The 13891-nt window shown below is 41.2% G+C and carries 12 protein-coding genes and 1 pseudogene; 10 read left to right on the top strand and 3 right to left on the bottom strand.

All coding sequences use genetic code 11. The features are described 5' to 3' along the window. The first annotated feature begins 144 nt into the window (after positions 1 to 144). The 9 genes from CEF16_RS12365 to CEF16_RS12325 all read left to right on the top strand — a co-directional run bounded on the left by CEF16_RS12365 (position 145) and on the right by CEF16_RS12325 (position 8880). Entirely contained in the window at positions 145 to 372 is a 228-nt protein-coding gene (locus tag CEF16_RS12365; RefSeq protein ID WP_091580810.1) for a hypothetical protein, read from the top strand. 167 nt (positions 373 to 539) lie between these two features. Beyond that, the gene (locus tag CEF16_RS12360) at positions 540 to 1673 is read left to right on the top strand and encodes a polysaccharide pyruvyl transferase family protein (RefSeq protein WP_091580813.1); all 1134 of its coding nucleotides are present in this window, start codon (positions 540 to 542) and stop codon (positions 1671 to 1673) included. Between the two features lie 137 nt (positions 1674 to 1810). Then, complete coding sequence (locus tag CEF16_RS12355) at positions 1811 to 3151, top strand: O-antigen ligase family protein (protein WP_091580815.1); 1341 nt, start codon at positions 1811 to 1813, stop codon at positions 3149 to 3151. A gap of 4 nt (positions 3152 to 3155) precedes the next feature. Then, positions 3156 to 4262 carry a glycosyltransferase family 4 protein gene (locus tag CEF16_RS12350; RefSeq protein WP_091580818.1) on the top strand — a complete coding sequence of 369 codons (1107 nt, stop codon included), beginning with the start codon at positions 3156 to 3158 and terminating at the stop codon, positions 4260 to 4262. A gap of 1 nt (position 4263) precedes the next feature. Further along, complete coding sequence (gene pssD / locus CEF16_RS12345; protein ID WP_091580821.1) at positions 4264 to 4740, top strand: PssD/Cps14F family polysaccharide biosynthesis glycosyltransferase; 477 nt, start codon at positions 4264 to 4266, stop codon at positions 4738 to 4740. After that, on the top strand, positions 4737 to 5216 hold the full coding sequence (pssE, locus tag CEF16_RS12340) for a PssE/Cps14G family polysaccharide biosynthesis glycosyltransferase (protein WP_091580824.1): 480 nt from the start codon (positions 4737 to 4739) through the stop codon (positions 5214 to 5216). The genes pssD and pssE overlap by 4 nt, the downstream gene beginning before the upstream one ends. A 37-nt stretch (positions 5217 to 5253) precedes the next feature. Continuing rightward, positions 5254 to 6786 (top strand): murein biosynthesis integral membrane protein MurJ, encoded by a 1533-nt coding sequence (gene murJ, locus CEF16_RS12335; protein WP_091582036.1) that lies wholly within the window; start codon positions 5254 to 5256, stop codon positions 6784 to 6786. Beyond that, positions 6783 to 8081: a UDP-glucose dehydrogenase family protein gene (locus CEF16_RS12330; RefSeq protein ID WP_091580827.1), complete on the top strand. Its 1299-nt coding sequence runs from the start codon at positions 6783 to 6785 to the stop codon at positions 8079 to 8081. The genes murJ and CEF16_RS12330 overlap by 4 nt, the downstream gene beginning before the upstream one ends. 34 nt (positions 8082 to 8115) lie before the next feature. Beyond that, entirely contained in the window at positions 8116 to 8880 is a 765-nt protein-coding gene (locus CEF16_RS12325) for an S-layer homology domain-containing protein (protein ID WP_091580830.1), read from the top strand. A gap of 783 nt (positions 8881 to 9663) precedes the next feature. Here CEF16_RS12325 and CEF16_RS12320 read toward each other — a convergent pair. Both CEF16_RS12320 and CEF16_RS12315 read right to left on the bottom strand, forming a co-directional pair. Continuing rightward, the gene (locus tag CEF16_RS12320; protein WP_091580833.1) at positions 9664 to 11100 is read right to left on the bottom strand and encodes a SpoIID/LytB domain-containing protein; all 1437 of its coding nucleotides are present in this window, start codon (positions 11098 to 11100) and stop codon (positions 9664 to 9666) included. 36 nt (positions 11101 to 11136) lie between these two features. After that, positions 11137 to 11358, bottom strand: a complete 222-nt coding sequence (locus CEF16_RS12315) for a hypothetical protein (RefSeq protein ID WP_245917852.1) — start codon at positions 11356 to 11358, stop codon at positions 11137 to 11139. Between the two features lie 442 nt (positions 11359 to 11800). Between CEF16_RS12315 and CEF16_RS12310 the strand changes: the two genes are divergently transcribed. Further along, entirely contained in the window at positions 11801 to 12859 is a 1059-nt protein-coding gene (locus CEF16_RS12310) for a glycosyltransferase family 4 protein (protein ID WP_091580836.1), read from the top strand. Between the two features lie 573 nt (positions 12860 to 13432). Here the strand turns inward: CEF16_RS12310 and CEF16_RS24420 are convergent. Then, positions 13433 to 13698 (bottom strand): annotated as a pseudogene (locus CEF16_RS24420) (GntR family transcriptional regulator); the annotation flags it as partial. Between the last annotated feature and the right edge of the window lie 193 nt (positions 13699 to 13891).

Here is a 13891-nt window from a genome sequence, read left to right as displayed (position 1 = left end):
AAACCACGACTTTCAACGTACAGGACGTACTAATGAAGCCGTTGCCACAGGACGTACTTCCACAGGATGTGGTGACTTCTACGTTGCACATAGGACGTGTGCGTTTTTAGTAGAAGTTCCTTTAACTTAGGCGGTTTCCTTTACATGGCGGTAAGCCAAGCTTTTCTAGCCCTGAATCGAAAGTTAGCAGCACAAAAAGAAAGGGAAGAAGATCTGAATAAAGTAAGAGAAGTGCTGAATAGAAGTACAAAAAGTATTGAATCAAAAAAGAAAAATAGTAAGCGGTTTACATACCCCAATAATTTACTCGTTAAACTTGAAAATCGTGCTATTCTCACATTCTCCTTCAAATGTTCCTTCCATCTCTTTTGACAAGAAATCGAAACTAGTCTAGCTGGCTGCGGGGGTGTATAATAGAGAAGATGGTAATATACGTATGCTGCGTGTCTTATCCGAGGAGGCACGCAGCATTGTCTTGAGTGAATGAAAAGCTTATTTTCTATACATAAATTAAAAGAAAAGGTTAGGTACGTACACTTATGAAGGTTGGAATTATAGGAAACTACGGCCATAACAACAATGGGGATGAAGCGATTCTTTCTGGATTGCTTCATCAATTAACAAATACTGGTCAAGTAGAAAAAGAAGATATCGTCGTGTTTAGTAATGATCCATCAAACACAAAAGCAAGACATGGTATCGCTTCTTTTCCCCTGTTGTATAAGGAAGGAAATGTATTAAAATCTGGTGTGAAAACGATAAAAGAAAGCCGGAAAGTCATGAAACAGCTCGATCTGCTTATCATCGGCGGAGGAGGCTTGTTAATGGATATGTATAAGCGCGATGCTCCTTTATACAGTGTTCTTGGTTTAACGGGGAAGTTCAGCGGGTGCCGCGTCGCTGTACATGGGGTAGGGGCAGGACCGATCACAACAGCTCCAGGGAAATTTTTTATTAAAAAACTGCTTCAGGCCTCTTCCTCGGTGGCGGTCCGTGATGAAAAATCAAAGCAACTTTTAAAAAAAATTGGCGTCCAAAAGAATGTGGAAGTTATTTATGATCCAGCTTTTTCCGTTCCCGTTCAAGAGCCGCATCACCGTACAAGCTCCATTCAGAAGGTGGGGGTAACCGCTGTTCCTTATTTTAGCCAGCAGTATTGGCCGACGCCTGATATAGAAAAATATGAAGGATATTTAAACGGGATGGCTGCTTCTCTTGATCGTCTCATTACCGAAAAAGGGGTCAAAGTGACTTTTTTTTCAACAAAATATCCAGAAGATGTGCAGGTGACAAAAGATATCGCTGCGAAAATGAAACAGCAGAAACATTGCCGCATAGTAGAAGACAACCTGCCGCCGGAAGGTATAGTGAACATAGCCTCTGCACAGGATTTGATTATAGGTACGCGCCTGCATTCGCTCATTTTATCAGTTAACGCTGAAACACCCGTTATTGGCGTGGAATACCATAAAAAAGTAAAAGACTTCATGAGTGAAATAGAAAAAGAGCCATATTCTGTCTCGATAGACAAGCTGCAGAATAAAGAACACGGTATCTTCCATGCTTTTGAGCAGGCAGAAAACAAATGGCTGGAATTACAAGAAAACACAACAGCAGTTTCAAACAAGCTGAAACAAAAAGCAGCAGAAGGCATGAAACTGCTAGGATTCTAGCGTCAGAAAGATTACGTATATGGATAGACTTTAAAATGAAAAAACTCTCACCATTTTTGTAAAAAGGTGAGAGTCAAAACGGCTGAAAATAGCAGCTGTTTCTCGTGAAAATATAGAAACGAATGGTGTGACAACGTATGTTTAATCGGTATCTGCCAGTAGAGAGAGCAAATCAATTTCTATTAATGGGAACGGTACTATTGGTAATTTGGACTTCATTTGAATTGCTTTTTACACGCATTTGGAATAATTGGCTGCCTATCGTGCCGAGTTTACTAGGATACGCCAGTGAAGGGCTTTTGCTTTTAATGGCAGCTGTCGTTCTTTTTCATCCTGAAATAGGGCGAAAACATTTAATAGAAAAAATGAAAAATCCTTTAAACAAAAGTCTGTTTATCTTTTTTGGTTTTGTGTTATTTAGTTTGTTTGTTAATAATGTACCGTTTGCGCAAGGTGTATTTGGGGTGCGCGCTTTATTTCAGTTTTTAATCCTGTTTTTCATTTTGCTGGCCATGGATATACCAGAGCGTTGGGTGAAACGGCTTTTTCATATCATTCTTGGGCTCGGCGTTATGCAGGCGGTAATTGGGATATTTCAAATTATCCTGGGCATTCCACTACCGCTTAGAAACACAGAAGAGCGTCGCAGCATCTCTATCGGAGAAGAAATTAGAGCGTTTGGACTGATGGATTCGAGTAATACGCTCGGGGGATATTTAGTTGCTATTCTGCTTCTGCTTGCGATGTATATCTTTGTATTCCGCCAGCAGCTTAGTAAAAAACAATTAATGATTTACGGATTGATCGGGCTTGTCTTACTGGCTGGTATGGGATTGACATTTTCCCGTCAGGCATTTCTTGCTTTAATCGCCTGCTTTGGTTTAATAGGATTGATTTTTAGAAAAAACAAAGCATTTCGGATCATGCTGTTTGCCTCGATTGGACTGTTTGTTGTTTTTGCAGCGGGGTACGGACTAGCTCTTACTTTTTTCGAAGGATTTGCCCAACGCAACTTATATACACTGGATTTATCGAAAAACTACCGCTACTTAATTGTGTTAAGCGGCCTGCTTGTGTTTACATTCAGCCCTGTTTTTGGTGTGGGACCTGGAATGTTTGGCAGCAACGCAGCCTTCTTTTTTGATTCGAAGTTTCATCAGTTTATGCACGAAGACCTTCCAACGACGATGACAACCGTCGATAATAACGCATTGTATGTCCTGGTGGAATACGGAGTAATCGGGATTATTTTACTCGCATTGATCATCACAGCGATTTTGAAAACATGCGGGAAAATGGCAGTCTCTGATGACTCGAAACAACGCTGGCTCGGTCTTTTCATCATTACATTTAGTGTTGCCTGGTTTTTTATGGGGCTCTTGTCGACGGCTTGGGAAAATCATCAGATTGCATTATTTTTCTGGCTTTTCCTTGGTATTTCAGTGAATTGGTTCAAACGTACACATACGGAGGAATAATGAAATGCGAATTCTAGTTATTAGCAATATGTATCCTTCACATGCTGCCCCGACGTTTGGCATCTTTGTAAAAAATCAAGTAGAAGCGTTGTCCAAACAAGGAAATGAAGTAGACGTTGCAGCAATAAACAATCCAAAAATGGGCAAAAAAAATGTCTTGAAAAAATATAGTTCATGGCTGCTAGGAGCAGCAAAGCGTCTTGCTTTTGGCGGAAAATCATATGACGTAGTCCACGCTCATTATGCATTTCCATCCGGTATGATTGCACGATGGTTCCACCGACGTTACGGCATCCCATATGTGGTAACCTGTCACGGCGGCGACCTTAATAAGATGGCAAAAAAAGGAGCATTTTTTCAAAAGCAGACAGAACGCATTTTACGTGACGCCGCACATGTGATTGTTGTCGGGCGTGATTTAGAGGAGCAGGTGCTTCACCATTTTCACGTGCCAGAAGAAAAGGTATCGGTTTTTAGTATGGGAGTGAACCGCAAAGTGTTTTATCCGCGCCCGCAAGAGGAAATGCGGGAAATGCTGAAACTTTCTCCTGATCAAAAACACCTTCTGTATGTTGGAAACATTATTGAAGAAAAAGGGATTGGCGACTTAATTGAAGCTCTTGCGCTTTTGAGGGAAAATATGCCAGAAACAGTACTGCATGTGGTCGGGCAGCCGAAACAAGAAGAATACTTTGAAAAGCTGAAGCAGCGGATTCAAGCTTTAAACCTGACAGAACACGTCAAATTTCAAGGCTCAAAATCCCAAACCGAAGTAGCAGACTGGATGAGCGCGGCCGATGTGTTCGTGCTGCCTTCGCACATGGAAGGTTTTGGATTAGTAGCAGTGGAAGCCATGGCTTGTGCGACACCGGTAGCTGGAACGGATACAGGCGGCTTGATGCACTTGCTGGCTGGTGACGCCGGAGCGGTGGCAGAGCCGCAAAATCCGCGTTCGCTTGCAGAAACCATACAGAAAGTGCTCCGAGACGAGAGTTATAGAAGAATCCTCGTGAATAACGGCAAGCAGCAAGCTGAAGCAAATGATGCGGAGAACATTACAGCAAACGTTTTAACCATCTATCAGAATGCACAACAGAGGCAGGGTGAATAACATGAGCAAAAAACGTAAAAAAGTGTTGTTTATTTCATCGGTTGGCGGCCATTTAACACAATTAATGCAGCTAAAGCCTTTGTTTGAAAAATATGATTACTACTTAGTGACGGAAAAAACAGAAGTAACTGCTGCTATGAAAAAAAAGCATCCGATGTCATTTCTCGTGTATGGAGCTCGCAACTATCCGATCAGCTATCTATTTAAATTTTCGTTTAACTGTTTTAAATCACTCGGCATATTTTTGAAGGAGCGGCCGGATGTGGTAGTCACCACAGGGGTCCATACCGCCGTACCAATGTGTTATATTGCGAAGCTTTTCCGTAAAAAAGTCGTTTTTATTGAAAGTTTTGCTAAAACATCGTCACCAACACTTTCAGGAAAGCTTGTTTATCCTATTGCTGATTTATTTATTGTCCAATGGGAAACGATGCTTGAACATTACCCGAAAGCAATACATGGGGGGTCCATCTATTGATCTTTGTAGTATTAGGAACGCATGAGCTTCCTTTCACGCGCTTATTAGATGAAATCGAGTATCTCGTTAAAGATGGAACCATTACAGAAGACGTGCTCGTACAAAACGGCCACACGAAATATGAATCGGAAACATTGAATTTGGTGCCGTTTATGAGTTTTGAAGAAATGGACCAAACGTTTGATAAAGCACGGATTATCATTGCTCATGGCGGTACAGGATCGATTATCACGGGAGTGAAAAAAGGAAAATCTGTTATTGCGGTCCCGCGGCTGGCAGAGCATGGAGAGCATAATGACGATCATCAGATAGAAATAGTCGAGCAATTCGATTCAGCCGGTCATATTATCGGTACAGAAAGTCCAGCAGAGGTAGAACAGGCCCTGAAACGAGCGGAAACATTTGAACCGGTCCCGTTTCAAAGCGGAAAAGAAAAAATTCTTCACATGCTTGAAGACTTTATCGACCGAGTGTAGGGGCGGGGGCTTGTCCTCCGAAAGGAACGTGTTTGCAATGAAAGGAAAAAAATTATTACAAGTGATCGGGGCCGTAGCTGTGATTAACATGCTCTCACGGTTAATAGGATTTTTCCGTGAGGTTGTTATCGGTTATCAATTTGGTACAGAGGAGGCTGCTGACAGTGTTGTCGCAGCGTATACGCTGCCGAACCTTTTCTATGTTGTCGTCGGCGGAGCCATTACGACAGCATTTATATCTGTATACACCAAAATAGACGCCCCTCTTGATCAAAAACAGTATCTCGAGCGGGTATTTGGCTGGCTTTCCCTCGTATTAATTTTGTTCAGCGGCGGCCTTGTACTTTTCTCAGAGCAAGTCATTGCCTTGCTGTTTTCTGGAATGAAAGCAGAAACGTTTCAGTTAACGACGGATTTATTCAGCGTCATGGCGCCTGCGACGTTCTTTTTAATTCTTTCTATGTGGTTTACTGGTATTTTGAATGTGAATAATCGTTTTTCTTGGGCAGCAGCGGGAACACTGTTATTAAATGGTTCTTTTCTTGGTATTGCCGTCATCTTCTATCCGTGGATTGGCGCATTTGCGCATGCGTGGGGAGCGTTAATAAGTGCAGTGCTTATGTGTGTGTTTCTTATTTATTTGATCCGCCGCGAAAAGTTCTTTACGTTCCGTTTACGTCTTAATAAAAGTCCAGAAACGTGGCGGACGATGAAAATGGCAGGACCGATCCTCCTTGGCGGGGCAACCTTGCAGCTGTATTTTCTTATTCATCGTATGTTTGCTTCATGGCTTGAAGACGGCTATATTGCAGCCTTAAATTACACGTCAAAAATTGTTCAGCTTCCGCAAAGTGTATTAATGATGGCGGTCACTACAGTTATTTATCCGCTCCTTTCAAGAAAAGTAGCTGCAAAAGAGGAAGCCGGAATCAGTACGCTTTATTTTAAAGGATTGCGGATGATGGGGCTGTCTATTTTACCTGTTGCTGTATTTGTTATTCTGTACGCAGAAGAGATTATCCGTGTCATTTTTCAATATGGAAATTTTACTGAGCAATCTACAAATATGGCAGCACCATTGCTGCAGATCCTTGTTATTGGCATGTTTTTTCATTCAGCCAATTTATATGTCACCCGGTTTTTTTACGCATATGAACGATCGGTTTTTCCGGTTATTGTGAGTTTAGTGTCGGTGTTAGGCATTAATGTCGGCATCAATTTTTTACTGATAGATTCCTACGGTGCAGCTGGTGTAGCTTGGGGAACATCGATTGCATCCATTTGCAACTTTGGTCTTCTCCTTTTAGGCACCCAATTTATGTTAAAATTGCGGAAGGCACCCGATGTCAAATGGGGAAAAGACATAGGGAAACTCCTTACTCTCCTTATACTATTTGGAGCAGTTTTATTTGGCTGGAAGTCCATTATGACAGCTGGAGGCTCTTATATCTCCCTTTTAGCAGGGGCAGCGGCAGCAGCGATTATACTTATCATATTAATGAAAGTACTTAGATTTCAGGAAATAGAAGATATTACGGAAAAAGTGAAAGAGAAGGTTGTGAAGAGATGAATTTAGCCGTTGTGGGGACAGGATATGTTGGACTTGTATCTGGTACTTGTTTTGCAGAACTTGGCAATCATGTCATTTGTGTAGACAAGCTCGAACAAAAAGTAGATCAACTGAACCTAAACGAAATTCCAATATACGAACCAGGACTAGAAGAGCTGGTACGAAAAAATAAAGACGCAGGCAGGCTCGCTTTTACGACGAACCTCACGCAAGCAGTAAAAGAAGCGGATATCATATTAATTGCGGTTGGAACACCGGAAACGGAAACAGGTGCAGCGAACTTGTCCTACGTGTACGCCGTGGCGGAGGAAATTGGAGAAGCATTGGATGACACGTTTAAAGTGATTGTGAATAAATCCACCGTACCCGTTGGAACAGCGGAGGAAGTAGAAGAAATAGTACGTCGGAAAAAACGGGAAGTTAATATTAATGTTAGTTCCGTACCTGAATTTTTGCGTGAAGGCTCTGCGGTACATGATACTTTTCATCCAGACCGCGTCGTAATTGGCACGTCTTCAGAAAAAGCAGCCAGCATGTTAAAAGAGCTGCATCTTCCGCTTACAGAAAATATTGTGGTAACCGATTCGCGCAGTTCAGAAATGATTAAATACGCATCAAATGCTTTTTTAGCAACAAAAATTTCATTTATTAATGAAATAGCAAATATTTGCGATTTATATGAAGCCGATGTTCATGCAGTCGCAAAAGGAATGGGCCTTGATCATCGAATTGGACCAAAATTTTTGCATGCCGGTATCGGCTACGGGGGATCCTGCTTTCCAAAAGACGTGAAAGCATTAAAATACTTAGCTGAAGATAAAGGGTATCAGCCTAATATATTACAGGCTGTAAATGATGTAAACGAAATACAAAGCCGCAGAATGGTAGAGCATCTAGACCGTATTTTTGATGGAGATATCAGCGGAAGAACCATTGCTATATTAGGTCTCGCATTTAAACCAAATACAGACGACATGCGCGAAGCTCCTTCGGTAAAAATTATTCAAGATTTAATCAAGCAAGGAGCCGCTGTCCGTGCGTTTGATCCGATCGCAATAGAAAATGCAAAAAAAATGCTGCCAGACGAGGTCGAATATGTAGACAGTGCACTGGCCGCTATCAATGGAGCAGACGCCGCATTTTTAGTAACAGAATGGGACGAATGCAAGTCCTTAACTCCGAAACAATGGAAAGAATCTTTAAAGCAGCCGGTCGTAGTGGACGGAAGAAATGCGCTTGATAAAGAAAGCTTAAAAGCAGAAGGCATTATTTATCACGGCATTGGCCGCAAGTGATAATCTATTTTTTCATGAAAGGGGATGGGGAGACATGTATTTTCGTTTGAAAAGTGTGCTGCTTGGGGGAAGCCTGCTTGGAGCGGCAATTCTCGCCGGTTGTTCCGAGGCAGAAGCTGATCAGTCAGAGGAAGCAGCAAGTGCAGATTGGACAGAAGAACAGGTAGCGGAAGTAGAAGGCGATATAGATGACACCGAACAGCGCTTAAATGATTTAGAAAAAGATTTACAGTCGCTTGGAGGAGAGCCATCATTTAGCGATGAACCTATTTTCCCGGATGTCGCAGGAGATTACCATGCTTTTGAAGAAATCCAGTTTTTAGCATCCGAAGGAATTATTAGTGGATTTAGTGATGGCTACTTTCGTCCATCCGAGACCATCACCCGTGCCCAAACAGCCAAAATGCTAACATCCGCTTTGGATTTAGATGCACCGGACGATTATGAAATACAAGCAGAAGATGTAAGTAAAGAAAATCATGCCTATGACCAGCTGGCAGCATTGGAGTACCACGGAATTATGAAAGGAAACGACGGCCAGATGATGCCAGGAGAAGGCTTAAAACGTTCGCAAATGGCAGCACTATTAGTAAGTGCGTATGACTTACCAGACGCTCAAGCTGTACATAGTTTCACAGATATAGATCAAACTTATCCGAACTTTGAACAAATCAACATCATAGCCGACCAACAAATTACATCGGAAGCAGGAGAAGCATTCCGCCCAAACGAAACCACAACCCGCGCTCAATTCTCGCTGTTTATGTCAAGAACGATGGATGATTATTTTAAAGAATAAATGGAAAACCGTCCTAAAAAGGGCGGTTTTCTTTATATCCGCTGTTGAGTATTTATACATAAAAAAGGGGAAGCACGTGCATAAGTCGTAGAAAGCGCATCCGTCTATAGTGTACTCTCTGTAAAATATGTGGGGCCAGACCCCTGTGCAGGGAAAGAGGTAATTGGCACATAAAAGAAAGAGAATGGTGGATAAATCTTGGAAAGTGGCACATAAAAAAGGGAAGGATGTGCATAAGTCAAAGAGGACGGTGGAAAAAAAGAGAAGAGAGCCGGATTCTCTCTACAGGGCATCAGACCCCAGGCAGTAGTTGGGAGTCTAATACATAGAAGAAAGAGAATGGTGCATAAATCCGATAAAGCAGAACATAAAAAAAGAAACCATGTGCATAACTTAGAAAATTCTGTGAATAAAGGCAGCTGCTAATTATTCCAACATAAGACCAAAACACATCGTTGTGCATAACTTCAGGCCAGTAAAATATAAATTACTAACATGTGTATAACTCAATAAAGCAATCTACCACTTGCTGAAGTAAATATGCGGGGCGAGACCCAAAAATCATATCCTCTTTTGCTGAATACATAAAATCAACAAACCTATTCATAAAACACGAAAAAAGGAGTGTATCTCGAAAAAACAGGCACAAATCTGCCCAAACATACAACAAACAACGCCACCAAAAATTAAAAACAGCACTTGCCTATCATATCGAAACCTTTTCAATACCTGCAAAAAGAGCTGATCACGTAATAAATACGCGCCAGCTCTTTTTCTATGAATCTATCTCTCTAAGATATCGATATCTGTATAATAATGCTTTAAAATTTCTCGGAAACTGTGACCGTCTTGAGCCATTTTATACGCACCCCACTGACTCATGCCAAGGCCGTGTCCGTATCCTTTTCCTTCTATTGTATAAGAAGATGGAGCGGTTCCTACATATTCCACCCCGCCAGATGTGCGGACAGCTAGATTTGCATAAGAAACGACCTCATCAGAACCGTCGCCTAGGCGCATTTCCATTCCTATGGCACTGTCATAGGATTCTTCTGTTCCATCGGCTGTTTTTACTGTTACACCGCTGCTTTCTTTTTCACTAAGATCAAACATTGTACTTTTCAGCGTAGTGCCAAGCGACCAGCGCAGTGAATCTGGAGATGAGTTCTCTGGCAAGGTTTTGACTTGCTCTTCTCCTGTCTCTCGGTTACTGCCAGTTGCTCTCATTTTTTGCACACGGCCAGCATTACTTTTTTCGATAATTACCAGCTCGGTAAGCTCCCAATTGCTGCTTGGAAAAATCGCATCGTCTGCATCTTCTCTTGATAGATCGACTGTCCAGCTCGTATTAGAGTTTGCACTGTGAGTGTCATAAGGGTCATCGACCGCTCTAATATATGGAACTTCATTACTCCATACGTTTTCGCTATTCTCCGTATAACCGCCGGAGCTGGCATGAAAATATGTGTAGATTAACGAGCCGTTATGTACAGCATACAAACCTTCTGTGTCTCTAATGGCAGCATTACTAGCACTTGCTTCTCCAGAAAGACCGTGATAAACCTGATGAGTCACAGTATCATAGAGAAAATCATTGGCATCCATATTTACTTTTGCGTAATTTCTAGCAGCAATAGCTTGTGCTTTTAATGCTTCGCTGGGCCAAGAAGCTGACATTTCATAAGGCACCACGCCTTTTAAGTAATCTTCTAAGTCAAGTATGTTATAAAGCTGCAGCCGGTCTACTGTTTTCTCTTCATCATCATTGTCTTTGTTTTGCTCTTCCGCATCATCTGCTCCGCCCGGATCCCGTTTTTTTTCCGGCTCTATGATAAACGATCCTCGGTAGTTCGTTTCCTGAAAGGAAGTACCTGCCCGTTCTACCGAAGAAATTGCAACATAGTTGCTGCTAGAAGGCCCGTCCTCCTGCAGTACATAACCTTCTGAAGAGGTTTCGCTTACATCGTCGGATAGTTTAATAGTAACCTTTTCGGTTCCGTAACGAAATTGCAGGTCATTATCGATCTCCACAGATTCGCCATCTTCTAAATCAATTAATTCATAAGAACCGTGAATATTCACATTAAAATTATGAGATGGAATGAGTTTGATCGTCATCGGCTCGTCGTATAAGTTTTCTGGTTGGGCTGCATCAGCCCCGCCAGCACTCCAAGCGAGCAGAGGAACAGAAAGAAGAGCTCCGATCATGTTTTTATACATTATTATTAATCCTTTCTTCTATGTATAGGGTGGAACTTAGTCAATTTCCTGTTCATTTTTTAGGTCTTCAACTTTACCTTCAAGCTCTTCAATGCGGTCTTCAAGGCCTTCAATACGTTCTTCTAACGGTTCAATTTGAGAGATTACCCAATCGACGCTGGCAAGAACAGGTTCTGATTGAGCAACAGCTGGTGTTTTTACAACTAGACCAAGCGCGATAATGGAACTTGCTGCTCCGGCGAAAAACCATTTTTTCATAATATACGTACCTCCTTTTTTCGAAAAAATTAGTGTTTGTTTTTACAAAAGGAAAGAGAATATAAAAGATTAATAGAATGTTATTTCTAGTGCATTATACCACCTCTATTGGTAGTATAAAAGATACATCACCACTAAATAATGGTATAGAAAGGAAAAAAAATCATAAATATATGTAGATTAATTGTGACCTTTCCCTTCAAGGTATCGTCTAACATAACAGGGTGAAAAGAAGTGAAAAATCCTTGTAAATTTGTGTGAACAACTCCGAGTTGGAACATTTTATGATATAATTCGGAAGTGGATTAAACCAATATGTAAAATTCGACTAGATTTATAGATAATTTGTAAACCAAATCGTCTTATTTTTTTACCATAAAAAAATGCAAAAATGTATTATAAAAGATCAAAGTTTAGGAAACGGTAATGAAGGAGGGTCAAAATGACGACCGCATTAGCACTAATTTCATGTTTTTTAATATCATTGTTTTTAACTCCACTCGTAAAAAAATTAGCATTTAAAATTGGAGCAACAGATCAGCCAAATCATCGAAAAGTGCATAAAGGTGCTATGGCCAGAATAGGAGGAGTTTCTGTATACGCTGCTTTTTTGGCCGGGCTGTTGATTTTACAGCCGGAAAATGCGTATATGCCATACATTCTGGTGGCGGGGACCATTATCATTTTGACAGGTTTTCTCGATGATCTTACCGAGTTATCAGCAAAATGGAAGCTTCTCGGCCAGATTGCTGCAGCCGTTATAGTAGTAGCAGGGGGCGTGCAGGTCGAGTTTATTAACCTTCCGTTTGATGGAAGGCTGGAGCTTGGCTGGTTCAGCATACCGATCACCTTGTTATGGATTATTGGAATTACCAATGCCATCAACCTTATAGATGGTTTGGACGGTCTTGCAGCTGGTGTTTCTTCGATTGTCTTGGCAACGATTTCTGTGCTTGCCATTATCCAGGGAGACATATTTATTGTTGCCCTTGGAATTGCACTCTTAGGTGGAACGTTAGGATTTTTGGTGCACAACTTTAATCCGGCAAAAATATTCATGGGAGACACCGGTGCCCTGTTCTTAGGGTTTATGATCGGGGTTATATCCCTGCTGGGTTTTAAGAACGTAACCATATTTTCTCTCGTTGTACCGGTCATTATTCTTGCGGTTCCCATTTCCGACACATTTTTTGCGATTATCCGCCGTGTCGTAAACAAGCAGCCGCTCGCAGCACCTGATAAGTCACACTTGCACCATTGTCTGCTGCGTCTTGGTTATTCTCATCGCCAAACCGTTTTGATAATATACGCTTTAAGCGCATTTTTCGGTTTATCTGCTGTTATTTTCACCATTTCTACTTTGTGGGTATCTCTTGTTATTATGATGATGCTCCTTATTGGAATTGAGCTGATGGCAGAACGCATCGGATTGGTTAGCCATAGTTACCGCCCGATGTTAAAGCTTGTAAATAAATTTTCAAATACACCAAAACGGCCTTAATAAAAACAGCTCTCTTTTTCCCGGGGGAGCTGTTTTCAATGTGTAGGGCGTCCGAATGCACGCAATTATTCGCAACGCACTTAAACACAATAAAGGAGGTAAGGACTTCCGTTATTTTCGCGGACGAAACAGAAGTTCCTTAACCTCAGCTGAAGATTGTACTTTTTTATATTCCAATTTTCCCCTACTTTACATACTTACTTGAACCTCATCTGTATGGTCGACTTTTACAGGAATTCCAACTCCGCCTGCTTTATTTACTAATTCAGCTGTTTCTTCTATTGTCTCTTTTCTTTGCACGGGGGAAGAGGCTTCTCTTGTGGTTCTGCCGGTAATGCCTCTCCTAATTTAATGACGGCAGCCTGTCCAGCGCCTCTTGTCCCTCCAGCGGCAACAGCGATTTAGAAGGACATGCTGCATCATTCCTTTCTGATTTATAGTTCCTTTAAACGATTTGAAACCAAATAAATTTATCTCCGTAAAATAATTTATAAAGTGAAAAAGCAAGAAACTGTTCAAGTTTTTTCTTATTTCAAATGTTAACAAAAGAGGTTTACAACAATGATTATTTTAATTCTTTTCAGTGTTTCGAATAATATGGCCCGCGTTATGAGAGACGAACTTACCTAGCCCTCTTTTATCGTATAAAATATCTTCATCCGCTAATATGGTAAAGTCCTTTGGCTGCTGTTGCCGGGTTTATCGTAAACATATCAGCCAGTTTATATTGAGAATATACTTTTTCATCTTTCTTAAGATGCCCTTTTAAAAATTTCACTTTCTATCCATTCGGCAATTTGTATGTAAATAGGTTTTGTGCTATCCGGTTTTAGGATCACAGTTTCCCCTTTCTTCTAGCTTAGTGCATTAGTCGTGTAATGTAGTATATTGCTTTTTAGAAAAACTCGGCTTGCCGCCGAGCTTTTGGCGGAAGTCGTAGTTTTAATCATATATTAAAAAGAATGTTGGAAGATATCGTTCAGGAAGCAGAATACTTCCAGACGATGAATTGGTGGAAATGTTAAGAAAATC

The organism is Alteribacillus bidgolensis (assembly GCF_002886255.1).
Classification (GTDB): domain Bacteria; phylum Bacillota; class Bacilli; order Bacillales; family Marinococcaceae; genus Alteribacillus; species Alteribacillus bidgolensis.
Note: the sequence above shows the minus strand (reverse complement) of the source record. Positions and strands in the feature narration are given on the sequence as shown.

Excerpts from the sequence above, each read along its gene's own strand:
- CEF16_RS12315 (WP_245917852.1), bottom strand. The coding sequence starts at position 11,358 with ATGAAAAAATGGTTTTTCGCCGGAGCAGCAAGTTCCATTATCGCGCTT.
- CEF16_RS12365 (WP_091580810.1), top strand. The coding sequence starts at position 145 with ATGGCGGTAAGCCAAGCTTTTCTAGCCCTGAATCGAAAGTTAGCAGCA.
- CEF16_RS12355 (WP_091580815.1), top strand. The coding sequence starts at position 1,811 with ATGTTTAATCGGTATCTGCCAGTAGAGAGAGCAAATCAATTTCTATTA.
- CEF16_RS12350 (WP_091580818.1), top strand. The coding sequence starts at position 3,156 with ATGCGAATTCTAGTTATTAGCAATATGTATCCTTCACATGCTGCCCCG.
- CEF16_RS12330 (WP_091580827.1), top strand. The coding sequence starts at position 6,783 with ATGAATTTAGCCGTTGTGGGGACAGGATATGTTGGACTTGTATCTGGT.
- pssD (WP_091580821.1), top strand. The coding sequence starts at position 4,264 with ATGAGCAAAAAACGTAAAAAAGTGTTGTTTATTTCATCGGTTGGCGGC.
- CEF16_RS12320 (WP_091580833.1), bottom strand. The coding sequence starts at position 11,100 with ATGTATAAAAACATGATCGGAGCTCTTCTTTCTGTTCCTCTGCTCGCT.
- CEF16_RS12325 (WP_091580830.1), top strand. The coding sequence starts at position 8,116 with ATGTATTTTCGTTTGAAAAGTGTGCTGCTTGGGGGAAGCCTGCTTGGA.
- murJ (WP_091582036.1), top strand. The coding sequence starts at position 5,254 with ATGAAAGGAAAAAAATTATTACAAGTGATCGGGGCCGTAGCTGTGATT.
- CEF16_RS12310 (WP_091580836.1), top strand. The coding sequence starts at position 11,801 with ATGACGACCGCATTAGCACTAATTTCATGTTTTTTAATATCATTGTTT.
- CEF16_RS12360 (WP_091580813.1), top strand. The coding sequence starts at position 540 with ATGAAGGTTGGAATTATAGGAAACTACGGCCATAACAACAATGGGGAT.